The organism is Burkholderia sp. BCC1972 (assembly GCF_905339605.1).
Classification (GTDB): domain Bacteria; phylum Pseudomonadota; class Gammaproteobacteria; order Burkholderiales; family Burkholderiaceae; genus Burkholderia.
The window spans coordinates 152,297-168,743 of the sequence record NZ_CAJPGH010000003.1 but is presented as its reverse complement, the minus strand read 5'-3'; the positions used below and the strand labels follow the sequence as shown (position 1 = coordinate 168,743).

The window sequence follows — 16,447 nt, the reverse complement described above, 5'->3', positions numbered from 1 at the left end:
TGGCGGCAAAGGGGCGGGCGGATGTGCGGGGGCTTGCGGCGGGGTAAATCAGTCGCCGCGCGTGCGGTCGTTGCCCGGACCGGGCCGAGGTTGGGGTTGTACGGATGCAGCCGGCGCGGTGCCGGCCGGCCGGTGCGCATTGCCGCGCGCCGCCGCGAACTCCGCGCCGAGCAGCAGCACGATCGCGGAGAAGTACAGCCACATCAACAGGACCGCGAACGATCCGGCCGCGCCGAATGCGCTGGCCGTGCCCGCATGCGCGAGGTACAGCGCGAACAGCTTCTTGCCGCCGGAGAACAGGATCGCGGACACGATGCCGCCGATCGCGGCGTCGCGCCACGCGACACGCGCGTCGGGCAGGAACTTCATCAGCGATGCGAACGCAGCCGCGAGCACCGCGATGCCGACGAAGAACTGCACGAGGTTCGTGACGATCACGTACGGCGAATTGCCGAGCAGCCAGGTGCCGACGAAAGTGATCGCGGTGTCGAGCACGAGCGACACGATCAGCAGGAATGCGACGCCGAGCACGAGCCCGAACGAGATCAGCCGCACGCGCACGAGCCCGAGCATGCTTGACCAGCGGTTCTCGGTGGCCGGCCAGATCACGCTGAGTGCGGCGCTGAGCGACGCGAACGTGGCCGATGCGCCGATCGCGAGCGCGGCGAACGAGATCAGCGTGGCGAGGCCGCCGCGCTGGCCCGCGCGGTGCGCGTTCTGCACGATCGTCTGGATGCTGGCCGCCGCGTCGTCGCCGATCAGCTGGTGCGCCTGCTCGAATACCTGGCCGCGCGCGGCATCGTCGCCGTAGAACCAGCCGGCCACCGCGATCACCATCACGAGCATCGGCGCGAGCGAGAACGCGGAGAAAAATGCGATGCCGGCGGCCATCGCGGAGCAGCGGTCGGCCGAGAAGCGCTTGAACGCGGTGAGGGCCCAGTTGGCCTGTTGCTGGGCAAGGCGGGTTGCTTCGGAAGTGATCTGTCGTTTCATGACGGGTCGGTTGCGCGCGGAACGCGGATCATCGTGGGTAATCAGACAATTCGGTATTGATCCGAGGATTCGAACATAGTTGCGCGAACTGTCTATAATTCCTTTCAGTTTCCTCACCCCCACAATAACGCCGAGACCAGCCATGCTACAAATGTCCCGGCGCCAGTTCCTGAAGGTGACGGCCACGTCGCTTGCCGGATCGAGTCTTGCCCTGATGGGCTTTTCTCCTTCCGAAGCGCTGGCCGAGGTCCGACAGTACAAACTGGCGCGCACAGTCGAAACGCGCAACACCTGTCCTTACTGTTCAGTGGGTTGCGGCATCCTGATGTACAGCCTCGGAGACGGCGCGAAGAACGCGCAGCCGAGCATCATCCACATCGAGGGCGATCCCGACCATCCCGTCAATCGCGGCACGCTGTGCCCGAAGGGCGCGAGCCTGATCGACTTCATCCACAGCCCGAACCGCCTGACGCACCCCGAGTATCGTGCGCCCGGCTCGGACAAGTGGGAACCGATTTCGTGGAACGACGCGCTCGACCGCATCGCGAAGCTGATGAAGGCCGACCGCGACGCGAACTTCGTCGAGACGGCCGAGGACGGCTCGAAGGTCAACCGCTGGCTCACGACCGGCATGCTGGCCGCGTCGGCCGGCAGCAACGAAGTCGGCTACCTGACGCACAAGACCATCCGCAGTCTCGGGATGCTCGCATTCGACAATCAGGCGCGTGTCTGACATGGCCCGACGGTGGCAGGTCTTGCCCCGACGTTTGGCCGTGGAGCGATGACGAACCATTGGGTCGACATCAAGAACGCGGACGTGATTCTCGTGATGGGCGGCAATGCAGCCGAGGCCCATCCGTGCGGTTTCAAGTGGGTAACGGAGGCGAAGGCGCACCGCAAGGCGCGGCTGATCGTCGTCGACCCGCGCTTTACGCGTACGGCCTCGGTGGCCGATTACTACGCGCCGATCCGCACCGGCACCGACATCGTCTTCCTGGGCGGCGTCATCAACTATCTGCTGACGAACGACAAGATCCAGCACGAGTACGTGAAGAACTACACGGACTTCTCGTTCATCGTGCGCGAGGATTTCGCGTTCAACGACGGCATCTATTCCGGCTATGACGAGGAGAAGCACGCGTATCCGGACAAATCGAGCTGGGACTACGAGCGCGGCGACGACGGCTTCGTGAAGGTCGACCCGACGCTGCAGCATCCGCGCTGTGTTTACAACCTGCTGAAGCAGCACTACGCGCGCTATACGCCGGACATGGTCCAGCAGACGTGCGGCACGCCGAAGGAGAAATTCCTGAAGGTGTGCGAGATGCTCGCGACCACGGCCGTTCCCGGCCGTGCCGGCACGGTGCTGTATGCGCTCGGCTGGACCCACCACTCGACCGGCGCGCAGATCATCCGCACCGGCGCGATGGTGCAGCTGCTGCTCGGCAACATCGGCATCGCCGGCGGCGGGATGAACGCGCTGCGCGGGCACTCGAACATCCAGGGGTTGACCGACCTCGGGCTGATGTCGAACCTGCTGCCGGGCTACATGACGCTGCCGATGCAGTCCGAGCAGGATTTCGACGCTTACATCAAGAAGCGCGTGCAGCTGCCGCTGCGGCCGAACCAGTTGAGCTACTGGAAGAACTACAAGGCGTTCCACGTCAGCTTCATGAAGTCGTGGTGGGGCGATGCGGCGACCGCCGAGAACAACTGGGGCTACGACTACCTGCCGAAGCTGGACAAGCAGTACGACCTGCTGCAGGTGATCGAGCTGATGAATGCCGGCAAGATGAACGGCTACATCTGCCAGGGCTTCAACCCGCTGGCGGCGGCGCCGTCGAAGGTGAAGACGGCGGCCGGCCTCGCGAAGCTGAAGTGGCTCGTGATCATGGATCCGCTCGCGACCGAGACGTCCGAGTTCTGGAAGCATCACGGCGACTACAACGACGTCGACGCGTCGAAGATCCAGACCGAGGTGTTCCGTCTGCCGACCACGTGCTTCGCGGAGGAAAACGGTTCGCTCGTGAGTTCGAGCCGCGTGTTGCAGTGGCACTGGAAGGGCGCGGAGCCGCCGGGCGAGGCGAAGAGCGATCTCGAGATCATGTCGGGGCTGTTCCTGCGCATGCGCAAGATGTACCAGGCGGACGGCGGCAAGTATCCGGACCCGATCGTGAACCTGACGTGGCCGTACGCGAACCCGGAAAGCCCGACGCCCGAAGAGCTGGCAATGGAGTTCAACGGGCGTGCGCTCGCCGATCTGCCCGACCCGAAGGACCCGGCCAAGACGCTCGTGAAGAAGGGCGAGCAGCTCGCCGCGTTCGCGCAGCTCAAGGACGACGGCACGACCGCGAGCGGCTGCTGGATCTTCTGCGGTGCGTGGACGCAGGCCGGCAACCAGATGGGGCGGCGCGACAACTCCGACCCGACCGGCATCGGCCAGACGCTGAACTGGGCGTGGGCGTGGCCGGCGAACCGGCGGATCCTGTACAACCGCGCGTCGTGCGACGTCGCCGGCAAGCCGTTCGACCCGACCCGCAAGCTGATCGGCTGGAACGGCAGCGCATGGAAGGGCGCCGACGTGCCGGACTTCAAGGCGGACGAAGCGCCCGAAAACGGGATGGGGCCGTTCATCATGAACCCGGAAGGCGTGGCGCGCTTCTTCGCGCGTGCGGGGATGAACGAAGGTCCGTTCCCCGAGCACTACGAGCCGTTCGAGACGCCGCTCGACGCGAACCCGCTGCACCCGAACAACCCGCAGGCGCTGAACAACCCGGCTGCGCGCGTGTTCGCGGACGACCGTGCGTCGTTCGGCAAGGCGGCGGAGTTCCCGCACGTGGCGACGACGTACCGGCTGACCGAGCATTTCCACTACTGGACCAAGCATGCGCGGCTGAACGCGATCATCCAGCCCGAGCAATTCGTCGAGATCGGCGAAGACCTCGCGAAGGAAGTCGGCGTCGCGCATGGCGAGCACGTGAAGGTGTCGTCCAAGCGCGGCTACATCATCGCGGTCGCCCTCGTCACGAAGCGGATCAAGCCGCTGACGATCGACGGCAAGAAGGTCCAGACGGTCGGCGTCCCGTTGCACTGGGGCTTCAAGGGGCTGACGAAGCCCGGCTATCTCGCCAATACCCTGACTCCGTCCGTGGGTGACGGCAACTCGTACACACCGGAATTCAAGTCGTTCCTGGTGAAGGTCGAAAAGGCGTAAGGGGAAAGAGATGGCATTGCAATCGCTGGATATCAAGCGCGTCTCGGCCACCACGACGCCACCGCCCACGGTGCGCGAACCGGTGACCGGGAGCGTCGCGAAGCTGATCGACGTATCGAAGTGCATCGGCTGCAAGGCGTGCCAGACGGCATGCATGGAGTGGAACGACCTGCGCGACGAGGTCGGCACCAACGTCGGCGTGTACGACAACCCGGCCGACCTGACCGAGCATTCGTGGACGGTCATGCGGTTCTCCGAATACGAGAACCCGGCGGGCGACCTCGAGTGGCTGATCCGCAAGGACGGCTGCATGCACTGCGAGGATCCGGGCTGCCTGAAGGCGTGTCCGTCGCCGGGTGCGATCGTGCAGTACAACAACGGGATCGTCGATTTCCACGAGGAGAACTGCATCGGTTGCGGCTACTGCGTGACCGGCTGCCCGTTCAACGTTCCGCGGATCTCGAAGAAGGATCATCGCGCGTACAAGTGCACGCTCTGTTCCGACCGCGTCGCGGTCGGCCAGGAACCGGCCTGCGTGAAGACCTGCCCGACGGGCGCGATCGTGTTCGGCACCAAGGAGGACATGAAGCAGCACGCGGCCGAGCGGATCGAGGACCTGAAGGAGCGCGGCTTCGAGCATGCGGGGCTGTACGACCCGCAGGGCGTCGGCGGCACGCACGTGATGTATGTGCTGCACCACGCGGACAAACCGTCGCTGTACCACGGGCTGCCCGACAACCCGTCGATCAGCCCGATGGTGAAGCTGTGGAAGGGGATCGCGAAACCGCTCGCGGTCGCGGGCCTCGCGCTGACCGCGCTGGCCGGGTTCTTCCACTACACGCGGGTCGGGCCGAACGAGGTTACCGACGACGAGGAAGCTGCCGCGCGCGACGAGGCGCGACGCATCAAGGAGGACGCGAAATGAGCCACGACGACCCCAACCTGATCGTCCGCTACACGCCGAACGAGCGCACGAACCACTGGATCACCGCGATCACGTTCGTGCTGCTCGCGTTGTCCGGGCTCGCGCTGTTCCACCCGTCGATGTTCTGGCTGACCGCGCTGTTCGGCGGCGGCCAGTGGACGCGGATCCTGCACCCGTTCGTCGGCCTCGTGATGTTCGTGTCGTTCGCGATCCTCGTGGTGCGCTTCTGGCACCACAACGCGCTCGACGCGGACGATCGGCAGTGGCTGAAGCAGATCGGCGACGTGCTGACCAACCAGGAAGACAAGCTGCCGCCGGTCGGGCGCTATAACGCCGGACAGAAGCTGCTATTCTTTACGTTGGTGGCATGCCTGCTGCTGCTCCTGCTGTCGGGAGTCGTGATCTGGCGGCGCTACTTCTCGTTCTACTTCCCGATCGGGGTGATCCGCGCGGCCGCTGTCGTGCATGCCGTGGCGGCCTTCGTGCTGATCGCGAGCATCATCGTGCACATTTACGCGGCGTTGTGGGTGAAGGGCTCGATCGGCGCGATGGTGCGTGGCACCGTCACGCTGGGCTGGGCTCGCAAGCATCACCCGAAGTGGTTCCGTGAAAGCGTGAAATAACGCACCGGAGCGGGGCGGCTCGCCAGTTGCGGCGGCCGTTCCGCCAACCGCCGGAATCGCCCGAAAGCGCCGATTCGTCGGCGCTTGGTTTTTTGGAAGATATATTTGTGACACAACGCATTCTCGAACCGACCGAGATCTCGGCACTCGATCATTCGGCCATTCCGCGCTTTCGCCTGCCGGAGCGCGCCACCGCGTTCGCTGCGCGCGCCGCGCGGCTGCGCAAGCTTGCCGACCTGAACCCGATCAGCGGCTACCTGCGGCTGATGGCCACCGTCGCCGACGCGCAGCACGCGACGCTGCAGACGCTGGAGCTGCCGCTGCCGTCGCAGGAAGCGATCGCACGCGCACAGGAACATTCGATGCCGCTCGTGCCCGCGCTCGACGGCGAGCGCGATGCGCGCTGGCGCGCCGTGCTGTACGAACTGCTCGACCGCGTCGAAGGCGCCGGGCTCGTCAACCCGCAGCTCGCGAAACTGCTCGACCGGCTGCGCCTGATGGCGCCGGCCGAACTCGATGCGCAGGCCGACGCGATCCTCGCGCTGCGCTTCGCCGAAGTCGACCCGGCCACCGCGCCGTTCCTGATGGCGGCGCTGCAGGTGGCCTGGACGGATCTCGCGAGCCGCGTGACGCCGACCGACGTCCCGTATCTCGACCAGCCGGGGCTGTGCCCCGTGTGCGGCACGCATCCGGTCGCGAGCGTCGTGCGGGTCGGCGGCCCGTACCAGGGCTACCGTTTCCTGCAATGCGGGCTGTGCACGACCGAGTGGCACATGGTGCGCACGAAGTGCTCGCACTGCGATTCCACGAAGGGCATCGCGTATCACGGGATCGAGGGCGGCAGCGAAGCCGTCAAGGCCGAATCGTGCGACGAGTGCAAGACCTATCGCAAGATCGGTTATCAGGACAAGGACTACGAGTTCGAGCCGCTCGCGGACGATCTCGCGAGTCTCACGCTCGACCTGCTGATGAACGAGGCCGGCTACCAGCGCAGTTCGCCGAACCCGCTGCTGTGGCCGGATGTCGCGCGGGAAGCGGACTGACGGCACGGGGCCGGTGGCGGTGCGCGAGCGCCGTCGCCGGCCGCCTGCGAAGCATGAGACTGGAGCCACAACTACGTGACCGAACCGGGTGTGAATGAATTGAATGCGGTACTGGCGCGCGTGCCGTCCGTCGAGCGCGTGCTGTCGTCGGCGCCGTTGCAACCTCTGATCGCGGACTATGGCCGCACGCGCGTGTTGAACGCCGTGCGCGCCGAACTGGAGCGCTGGCGCACCGCCGCCCAGCACGATCCGGCCACGGCCGAGCCGCTCGACGAGCCGCGCATCGCCGCCGCCATCGCGCGCACGCTGGCCGCGCAGAGCACGGGCGCCGTGCGTGCCGTGTTCAACCTGACCGGTACCGTTCTGCACACGAATCTCGGGCGTGCGCTGTTGCCCGACGACGCGGTACGCGCGGTGGTCGACGCACTCACGCGGCCCGTCAACCTCGAATTCGATCTCGCCACGGGCCGCCGCGGCGATCGTGACGACCTGATCGACGCTCTGCTGTGCGAACTGACGGGCGCGGAAGCCGCGACCGTCGTCAACAACAATGCGGCGGCCGTGCTGCTGACGCTGTCGGCGCTTGCGACGAAGCGGGAAGTGATCGTGTCGCGCGGCGAGCTGGTCGAGATCGGCGGCGCATTCCGCATTCCCGACATCATGAGCCGCGCCGGCGCGAAGCTGCGCGAGGTCGGCACGACCAACCGCACGCATCTGCGCGACTACGCGGACGCGATCGGCCCGCGCACGGCGCTGCTGATGAAGGTGCACTGCAGCAACTATGCGATCAGCGGCTTCACGAAGGAGGCGACGCTCGCCGAACTCGCGCCGCTCGCGCGCGAGCGCGGCGTGCCGGTTGCCGTCGATCTCGGCAGCGGCACGCTCGCCGACCTGACGCAATGGGGCCTGCCGCACGAGACGACCGTGCAGGAAACCGTCGCCGCCGGCGCAAACGTTGTCACGTTCAGCGGCGACAAGCTGCTCGGCGGCCCGCAGGCCGGCCTGATCATCGGCGATCGCGCGCTGATCGCGAAGATCAAGAAGCATCCGCTCAAGCGCGCGCTGCGCGTCGGCAAGCTGACGCTCGCGGCGCTCGAGCCCGTGCTGCGCCTGTACCAGTCGCCCGAATTCCTGCGCGACCGGCTCACGACGCTGCGCCTGCTGACGCGGCCGCAGCGCGAGATCGCCGAGGCCGCCGAACGCGTGCGTCCGGCGCTGCAGGCGGCGCTCGGCAGCGATTTCGACGTGACGGTCGAGCCGATGTTCAGCCAGATCGGCAGCGGCGCGCTGCCGGTCGACCAACTGCCGAGCGCCGGGCTAGTCGTGCGCACGGCGGACGGCAAGCGCGGCGGCCGCGCGCTCGCACAGCTCGAGAAGCGTCTGCGCGAATGGCCGCGCCCGGTGATCGGGCGTATCGCCGACAACGCGCTGCGGCTCGACCTGCGCTGCCTCGAAGCCGCCGACGAAGCGGCACTCGTCGCACAATGCGCGCCGCTGGCGGGGCCCGCTGCATGATCGTCGGGACCGCGGGGCACATCGACCACGGCAAGACGACGCTGGCGCGCGCGCTGACGGGCGTCGATACCGACCGCCTGAAGGAAGAGAAGGCGCGCGGCATCTCGATCGAACTCGGCTATGCCTATACGCCGCTCGACAACGGCGACGTGCTTGGCCTGATCGATGTGCCCGGACACGAGAAGCTGATTCATACGATGGCGGCCGGCGCGTGCGGGATCGACTTCGCGCTGCTCGTGATCGCCGCCGACGACGGCGTGATGCCGCAGACGCGCGAGCATCTCGCGATCCTGCAGCTGCTCGGTGTCGCGCATGGCGCCGTCGCGCTGACCAAATGCGATCGCGTGGATGCCGCGCGCGTGGCCGAGGTGCGCGACGAGATCGCCGCGTGGCTGCACGATTCCACGCTGGCCGGCGTGCCGATCTTCGAAACGCGGGCGACCGTTGCAGACGATCCGGGTGTCGCCACGCTGAAGCAGCATCTGGCCGACGCGGCGATCGCGTGGCGCGCGCGCCGCGACGACGGGCTGTTCCGGCTCGCGGTCGATCGCGTGTTCACGCTCGCGGGGCAGGGCACGGTCGTGACGGGTACCGCGTTCGCGGGCCGCGTCGCCACGGGCGACACGCTCGCGATCGTGCGGACCGGCGGCGCGGCCCGCGTGCGCAGCATCCATGCGCAGAACCGGCCGGTCGAGGCCGGCCGAGCGGGCGAGCGTTGCGCGCTGAACCTGGCCGGTGTCGACAAGGCCGACGTCGAGCGCGGCGATACCGTCGCCGATGCGCGGCTCGTCGCGACGTCGCCGCGTCTCGACGTCGAGCTGACGTTGCTCGCGGACGCCGGGCTGACATTGACGCACTGGGCGCCGCTGCACGTGCATCTCGGCACGCTGCATCGCGTCGCCCATGTCGCGCTGCTCGACGGCGATACGCTTGCGGCCGGCCAGCGGATGCGCGTGCAACTGGTGTTCGACGAACCGGTGTTCGCGCTGCCGGGCGACCGGTTCATCGTCCGCAATCCGCAGGCGACGCGCACCGTCGGCGGCGGCCGCGTGCTCGATCCGTTCGGGCCGGCCCGCAAGCGCCGTACGCCTGCCCGCCGCGCGTGGCTGGATGCGCTCGCGGCGTGGCTCGACGAAGGGCGCCTCGATGCGTTGCTCGCGCAGGCGCCGCTCGGCATTGCGCGCACGACGCTCACGCATCTGACGGGGTTCGCGCCGAATGCGCTGGCGTTGCCGGAAGACGTGCTGGCGATCGGGCAGCGTGACGCCGCGTCGAACGACGGCGCGGTGATTTCGCAGGCGCACTGGCGTGCGCTGCAGGCGCGGGCGATCGAGACGCTGCGCACGTATCACGAACGCATGCCCGACGAGCAGGGGCTCGACGCCGCACGCCTGCGGCGAATGGCTGCCCCGCTGGTTGGCGACGCACTGTGGCGTGCGCTCGTCGATGCGCTGGTGGCGGGCGGCGAGGTCGCGCGCAGCGGGCCGTGGCTGCATCTGCCGTCGCACTCGGTGAGCCTGGAGCCGCGCGAGGAAACGCTGGCGCAGCAACTGTTGCCGCTGATTCATGCGGGGCGCTTCGATCCGCCGTGGGTGCGCGACCTGGCGCGCGACACGGGCGCGGCCGAGGACGCGGTGCGCACGCTGTTGCGCAAGCTCGCGCGGCGTGGCGACGTGCATCAGGTCGTGCGCGACCTGTTCTATCACGCGGACGTCATGCGCGAGCTGGCGGAGCTGGTCGCGCATCTCGCGCCGTCGCGCGGCGGCGGGCTCGATGCCGCGACGTTCCGCGACGCGACGGGGCTCGGCCGCAAGCGCGCGATCCAGATTCTCGAGTTCTTCGATCGGGTTGGGTATACTCGCTTCCACCGCGATCTTCACTACCTGCGGCCTGACAGCGGTTGGGTGGGTATTCAGGCGTAGGCGCTCGTTGTTCTTCGGTTTTTTCCCCACGGAAGGCATTCGTATCCGGTGGTACGGCTGGACTTCAAATCCAGTTGGGGGCGTCAGACGCTCCCGGGTCGGTTCGACTCCGGCTGCCTTCCGCCATTCAAGGGTTTCGCGGCATAGTTGCCCCGGCTCAGTGCCTTGCGGGTCGCAAAGGAACCGGGGCACGGCCTTTTTCTGCCGGACGCCGCAGCGGCGTGCGCGATCAAAGCGGAAGCACGGAAGTCTGCTTGATCTTCTGCATTGGAATCTCGGTCTTCACGCTCTGCACGCCTTCGATCCGGGTCAAGTGGTCGATCTGGAGTTTCCGATAGGCGTCGATGTCGGCGGTCACGACACGCAGCAGGCAATCGCAATCGCCCGCCATCAAGTGGCACTCGAGAACCTGCGGAAGACGTTGAACCGCCTCCGTGAAACGGTCGACGGTTGTCGCGTCCTGGCTCGTCAGCCAGATGCGGACGAAGACGGTCAACCCCGCACCGATCTTCGATGCGTCGAGCAGCGCCGCGTAGCGCTCGATGACACCAGCCTGTTCCAGCTGCTTGACTCGACGCAGGCACGGTGACGGCGACAAGCCCACCTTCTGCGCCAGTTCCACGTTCTGGATTCGCCCATCTTCCTGGAGCACTCTCAGAATGCGACGGTCCATTTCGTCCAGCTCGATCACGGCCATTGATCCTACCTATTCGGTCGAGGCACGCAGTGCCTGAATGTTCGATTTTTGAAGCATGGAATTGCCAAATCGTGCCCATATTAAGTCGAACACACAACCTGAAACTATTTTTTCTACGATAAATTTTTGCCCGTAGCAGCCGGGGCGGTCCCGCTGCCGATCAAGGGGCAAGAGATGAGCACCGATTCCGTCCAGCACTTCGAATTCGAACAAAATCCTCACCCCGTCGCGGCGGACGAGCGTGTCGCGCTGCTCGACAATCCCGGTTTCGGCCGTGTCTTCACGGATCACATGGTGACGATCCGGTACTCGGCGGAACAAGGGTGGCATCACGCCAAAATCGGGCCGCGCGAAGCGTTCCGGTTCGATCCGGCGACGCTCGTGCTGCATTACGCGCAGGAAATTTTCGAGGGCTTGAAAGCCTACCGGTTGCCGGACGGCGGCGCGGCGCTATTCCGTCCCGATGCGAATGCGCGGCGTTTTCGCCATTCGGCCGAGCGACTCTCGATGGCGCCGTTGCCGGAGGCGATGTTCGTCGAATCGGTACGTGCGCTGGTCCGGGCCGATCGCGACTGGATTCCGGCGTTCGACGGCGCGGCGCTGTATTTGCGTCCGTTCATGATCGCGACGGAGGCGGTGCTCGGCGTGAAGCCGTCGCCGGAATATCTGTACTGCGTGATCGCGACGCCGGTCGGCGCGTACTTCAAGAGCGGCGCGTCGGCGGGGGTGACGCTGTGGGTATCGGAGCAGTACACGCGGGCGGCGCCGGGCGGCACGGGCGACGCGAAATGCGGCGGCAACTATGCGGCGAGCCTGGCTGCGCAGGCGGAGGCGATCCGCGAAGGCTGCGAGCAGGTGGTGTTTCTCGATGCGGTCGAACGCCGCTGGATCGAGGAACTGGGGGGAATGAACGTGTTCTTCGTGTTCGACGACGGGTCGATCCAGACGCCGCCGCTGAACGGGACGATTCTGCCGGGCATCACGCGCGCGTCGTTGATCACGCTGGCCCGCGATCTGAATTACACGGTGCGGGAGGAGGGCTACACGATCGAGCAGTGGCAGGCGGATGCGCGCAGCGGTCGGCTGGTCGAGGCGTTCGCGTGCGGCACGGCGGCGGCCGTGACGGCGATCGGCCGCGTGAAGGGCCGTGCGTACGACTTCACGATCGGCGAAGGTGGCGCGGGGCCGGTCACGTCGCGCCTGAAGGCGGCGCTGCTCGATATCCAGAATGGGCGTGCAGCCGATCATCACGGCTGGGTGGACCGCGTGTTTTGAGTTCGGCTCGGCGGCCATCACGACTCGCGATGGCCGTCATGGAAGCCGCGGCCGGCATGCCGGCCGCGAAGCAGCTGCGCTGCCTCTTGGAATTCTTCGATCATGTCAGCTGTTTCGTTGTCACGCGCCGTTGACCGCCTGTTCATTGTCGACCCCGGTCTCCATCGGCTGCTGGGCGGTGCGCGCGCCGCGCTGGCGAGCTTGCTTGCCGGCGCGCTCGGCATCGCATCGGCGCTCCATCTCGGTTTTGCGATCACCACCGGCGCCGTCGGAATACTTTTCGCCATGATCGCACCACTGTTCCTGCGCGATGCTCACCGACCGGATTGGTATGAATCGCTTGCATGGCAGTACGGCGTCGCATGCGCAAGCTTTGCGGGAGCCGCAGTCGTGAGCGCGTGGCCTGCCGTCGGCAAGGCGGGTTTCGTGATCGTCCTTTTCTGTTCGATGCTGTGCCAAACCCGGGGGCCGCGCACGATCGGATGTGCGTTCCTGGCGATCGCCCTGTACTACCTCGGTCTTTATCTGCATCCGACCGCGCTACAGGTCGACCGCATGCTGGCGATGTCGATCGCAGGGCCGGCGAGCGTCGTGCTGGTCTGCCGGATGCTGTTGCCGACGCATGCGGCGCACACGCCCCGGCTCATCGCGCGTTCGGTATCGCTGCAAGCGGCATGCATCGCACGAAGCGACGTGTCGGACGCTGGCGCATTGGATGCGATGGCGCATTTGCTGGCGTTGAACGAAGCCGCCATCGCACTCGAGAATCACACGTCGAGCATCGCTGATGGCGACGCGCATGCGTTGCACACCACGCTCGTCGCATTGGAGATGGCGGCGGCCCGGCGCGTGCTGAACCACGATCGGAGCGCCGCTGCCGACACTGCACTACGCTTCGCGATCGCTCGCTTCGATACTGTCGCCGATGTAGTGGCGGCGCGCATGGTCGCCACGCGTACGACGACGATGCCGGAGCGCACGCGTGCGGTTCCGTGGGGCGCCGGCTGGCGCACGCTTGCATGGTTGCCGGCGATCCGCGCCGCGACGGCTGCGTTCGCCGCCATGTTGATCGGCGAGGCGCTGTCGTCCGAGCGATGGATGTGGGCGGTGCTGAGCACGTTCGTCGTATTCTTTGGCACGTATTCGTGTGCGGACACGATCTATCGCGGCGCGCAACGCATCGCCGGTACGCTTGCCGGCGCGCTCGCGAGCGTACTTGTCGTGAGCGCCGCCCCTCATGCGAATGCACTCGTGGTCATCGTAATGGGCGTTTGTGTGTTTGCCTGGGCATACCACATCCTGCACGCGTATGGGCGCGGCGTATTCTTTCTGACGGTGCTGATCGGCGTCGTCTACGCGCAACTGGGGTTCGAGATCGGCGCGCTTGCGGAACTGCGTATCGGCGAGGTGTTGATCGGCTGCGCGGTTTCGCTCGCGGCGGCGCTGCTGGTGATGCCGCTGGCGGCGTCGCGCCACATCGCGACGCGCTCGCACAGCTTGTTGGCTGCGCTGCGCGAACTCGTGCACGAACGCGTCGACGGCACGCGGCCGGGGGCGGCGCAGACGCGCGTCGCCGATCGCCGTTTTCACGACCTGCGCATGGCTATCAGGCCGCTGGTCGCGTGGCGCATGCTCCGTGTATCCAGCGATGCCCGACGGTTGTTGGACGCGCTTCTGTACTGCTGGCTGTATGGCCGAATCGTGGCGACACGCCTGCCTGTTGACGGCGGTGGGCCGGTTGTCGCATTCGAGCGGCATGCGCGCGTAGCCATCGTTACGCGAATCGATGCATTGATGAGCGATCTGGATCCCAGCCGCTCGATGCGAGTCGATACGGCTGCGAACGTGGGGCACGCAACGCTCGCGATATCCGGTGATCATCCGTTACCACCCGATCGGGAACTGGCTCGGCTCGGCGCGAAACTGGCCGAACTCAGCCGGGCGTTTGAGGACGCGTTATTCGGAAAGATACGGGCGAGGAACGGTGGCGAAGATAACTGCGGCGCTCGCAGCACTCACCCCTGGAGTGCTGGAACGCGTGCGGGTTCGACGGCAACCGACTGATCTCGCCGCGGTGGGCTATCGACCCGCTGCCGTCAGCGGAACCCGCTATCCACCGATCGTTCAGGCCGGCTGTCCGCATGCCGCCAGAAGCAGGTGCGCTGTCGCGTGTTCTATGAGTGCTTGCCGTTATCTTGCAGGACGTCCCGCGCAGCGCGAACGACCGCATCTACCGTGATGTCGAATTTTTTGTAGACGTCCTTGATTTTTCCCGATTCGCCGAAGCCGCGCATGCCGACAAATCGACCTTTCGGCCCGATGTATCGCTCCCATCCCAGTTCGACCGCGGCCTCGACCGCGACTCTCGCAGGAGATGCGCCCAGCACGGCCTCCTGATAATCGCGTGGCTGCTCCTCGAAGAGCAGGCGGCACGGCATCGATACGACGGTCGTCGGCACACCTTCGTTCTGCAGGATGTCGCGAGCCTGGACAGCGAGGTGAACCTCCGAGCCTGTCGCGAGCAGAGTGAGTCGGCGCGGTCCGCCATCGGCCTCCCGCAAGATGTAGGCGCCACGCGCAGACTTGTTTTCGTTGCCGGGTTCGTTGCGCACGAGTGGCACCGGCTGTCGCGACAATGCGAGGAGCGCAGCCCTGCGGGGCTGCTCGAGAATCAATTCCCAGCACTCTGCCGTTTCGATTGGATCGGCCGGCCGATAGACGGCCAGCTGCGGAATAGCCCGAAGTGCCGCGAGATGTTCAACGGGCTGATGAGTCGGGCCGTCTTCTCCGAGGCCGATCGAATCGTGCGTCATCACAAAGACGGATCGCACGCGCATCATCGCGCTTAACCGGATCGCCGGGCGGCAGTAGTCCGAAAAACAAAGGAAGGTGCCGCCGTACGGAATCAGGCCTCCATGAAGTGCAATGCCGTTCATTGCCGCTGCCATGCCATGCTCGCGGACGCCATAATGGAGATACGAACCGTTGAACCGGCCAGGCTCGATCGCGATTTGATTCTTCGTCTTCGTATTGTTGGACACCGTAAGATCCGCCGAGCCGCCGAGCAATTCTGGAATCGCGTCAAAGAGACGATCGAGCACTTCACCGCTGGCCTTGCGGGTAGCCATTTCACTGCCACTGGCAAGAAAGGCCTGCCGCGCCGCGGCAATGGCCTGCTTCCAGTCATCCGGAAGCTTTCCCGCATTGCGCCGCTCGAATTCGGTACGCAGTGCCTGCGGCGCCCGGCGGACCCGCTCATCCCAGGCGAGTCGCGTCTCGCGGCCGCGCGCCCCGATCTCCCGCCATGCATTCAGCAGGTCATCCGGAATTTCAAACGCCGGTGAATGCCAGTCGAGGATCTGTCGTGCGCCGGCGATTTCATCCTCGCCCGGCGCATCGCTATGTGCTTTCTCGGTCCCGGCCTTCGTCGGAAAGCCGAACCCGATGATCGTCCTGCATGCGATCAAGGTCGGTCTGTCATCCGTTGTCCGCGCGGTCTCGATAGCGCGCCGTATCGCGTCGGTGTCGTGACCGTCGATCTCCAGGACTCGCCATCCAGCCGAGTGAAAGCGCTCGATCTCGTTGTCCGAGACCGCGAGCCTGGTGGCACCGTCGATAGAAATCGAATTGTCGTCCCAAAATGCAATCAGTCTGCCCAACCGGAGGTGGCCGGCCAAGGAAATGGCCTCGTGGCTGATGCCCTCCATCAGGCAACCGTCACCGAGAAATACGTACGTGTAGTGATCGACGAGATCGTCACCGAAGTGCGCATTCATGATGCGCTCGGCCAACGCCATTCCGACGGATTCCGCGATGCCTTGGCCGAGGGGGCCGGTCGTCAGTTCGATTCCATCGGCGTGCGAGTACTCCGGATGACCTGGCGTCTTGCTGCCGACTTGCCGGAATCGCTTGAGCTCGTCCAGGGTCATGTCGGAATAGCCCGTCAGATAGAGGAGGCTATAGAGCAGCATCGACGCGTGTCCGTTGGAAAGTATCAGCCGGTCTCGATTGATCCAGTGGGGGGCCGATGCATCGAATTGCATGAACTCCTTGAACAGCACCGTCGCGACGTCAGCCAACCCCATTGGTGCACCCGGATGGCCACTGTTGGCTTTCTGCACTGCGTCCATTGTAAGGAAGCGAATACAGTTCGCCAGCGCGCGAAGATGGGGATCTCGTGGAGGCGGCACGGCTTTTGTGGTCGCCGGGGAATTTGCGGTGGGATCACTCATCGGTTCTC

11 protein-coding genes and 1 tRNA gene are annotated in these 16,447 nt (G+C 65.9%); 9 read left to right on the top strand and 3 right to left on the bottom strand.

The window, feature by feature from the left end:
- Window positions 1-48: 48 nt before the first annotated feature.
- Window positions 49-993 carry a YihY/virulence factor BrkB family protein gene (locus U5798_RS06455; protein ID WP_322081582.1) on the bottom strand — a complete coding sequence of 315 codons (945 nt, stop codon included), beginning with the start codon at window positions 991-993 and terminating at the stop codon, window positions 49-51.
- Between the two features lie 142 nt (window positions 994-1,135).
- Here U5798_RS06455 and fdnG point away from each other — a divergent pair, with 142 nt between their 5' ends.
- From fdnG to U5798_RS06420, 7 genes are all read left to right on the top strand, one after another.
- Complete coding sequence (fdnG, locus tag U5798_RS06450; RefSeq protein ID WP_322081581.1) at window positions 1,136-4,207, top strand: formate dehydrogenase-N subunit alpha; 3,072 nt, start codon at window positions 1,136-1,138, stop codon at window positions 4,205-4,207.
- Between the two features lie 10 nt (window positions 4,208-4,217).
- A complete protein-coding gene (gene fdxH, locus U5798_RS06445; RefSeq protein ID WP_059783956.1) occupies window positions 4,218-5,132 on the top strand; it encodes a formate dehydrogenase subunit beta in 915 nt (304 codons plus the stop codon).
- A complete protein-coding gene (locus tag U5798_RS06440) occupies window positions 5,129-5,755 on the top strand; it encodes a formate dehydrogenase subunit gamma (RefSeq protein ID WP_034205142.1) in 627 nt (208 codons plus the stop codon). The genes fdxH and U5798_RS06440 overlap by 4 nt, the downstream gene beginning before the upstream one ends.
- A gap of 107 nt (window positions 5,756-5,862) precedes the next feature.
- Complete coding sequence (gene fdhE, locus U5798_RS06435; RefSeq protein WP_322081580.1) at window positions 5,863-6,798, top strand: formate dehydrogenase accessory protein FdhE; 936 nt, start codon at window positions 5,863-5,865, stop codon at window positions 6,796-6,798.
- Between the two features lie 75 nt (window positions 6,799-6,873).
- Entirely contained in the window at window positions 6,874-8,313 is a 1,440-nt protein-coding gene (selA, locus tag U5798_RS06430) for an L-seryl-tRNA(Sec) selenium transferase (protein ID WP_322081579.1), read from the top strand.
- Window positions 8,310-10,235, top strand: coding sequence for a selenocysteine-specific translation elongation factor (gene selB / locus U5798_RS06425; protein ID WP_322081578.1), 1,926 nt, complete (start codon window positions 8,310-8,312; stop codon window positions 10,233-10,235). The genes selA and selB overlap by 4 nt, the downstream gene beginning before the upstream one ends.
- 30 nt (window positions 10,236-10,265) lie before the next feature.
- A tRNA-Sec gene (locus U5798_RS06420) sits at window positions 10,266-10,361 on the top strand.
- Window positions 10,362-10,464: 103 nt separating this feature from the next.
- On the opposite strand, the gene U5798_RS06415 is transcribed toward U5798_RS06420, so the two are convergent.
- Window positions 10,465-10,923: an Lrp/AsnC family transcriptional regulator gene (locus U5798_RS06415; RefSeq protein WP_322081689.1), complete on the bottom strand. Its 459-nt coding sequence runs from the start codon at window positions 10,921-10,923 to the stop codon at window positions 10,465-10,467.
- Window positions 10,924-11,106: 183 nt separating this feature from the next.
- On the opposite strand from U5798_RS06415, the gene U5798_RS06410 reads away from it, so the two are divergent.
- Window positions 11,107-12,207, top strand: coding sequence for a branched-chain amino acid aminotransferase (locus U5798_RS06410; RefSeq protein WP_124450083.1), 1,101 nt, complete (start codon window positions 11,107-11,109; stop codon window positions 12,205-12,207).
- A 102-nt stretch (window positions 12,208-12,309) separates the two neighbouring features.
- Window positions 12,310-14,271 (top strand): FUSC family protein, encoded by a 1,962-nt coding sequence (locus U5798_RS06405; protein WP_322081577.1) that lies wholly within the window; start codon window positions 12,310-12,312, stop codon window positions 14,269-14,271.
- Window positions 14,272-14,381: 110 nt separating this feature from the next.
- Here U5798_RS06405 and tkt read toward each other — a convergent pair whose 3' ends face one another.
- The gene (tkt, locus tag U5798_RS06400) at window positions 14,382-16,439 is read right to left on the bottom strand and encodes a transketolase (protein WP_322081576.1); all 2,058 of its coding nucleotides are present in this window, start codon (window positions 16,437-16,439) and stop codon (window positions 14,382-14,384) included.
- Window positions 16,440-16,447 lie beyond the last annotated feature (8 nt).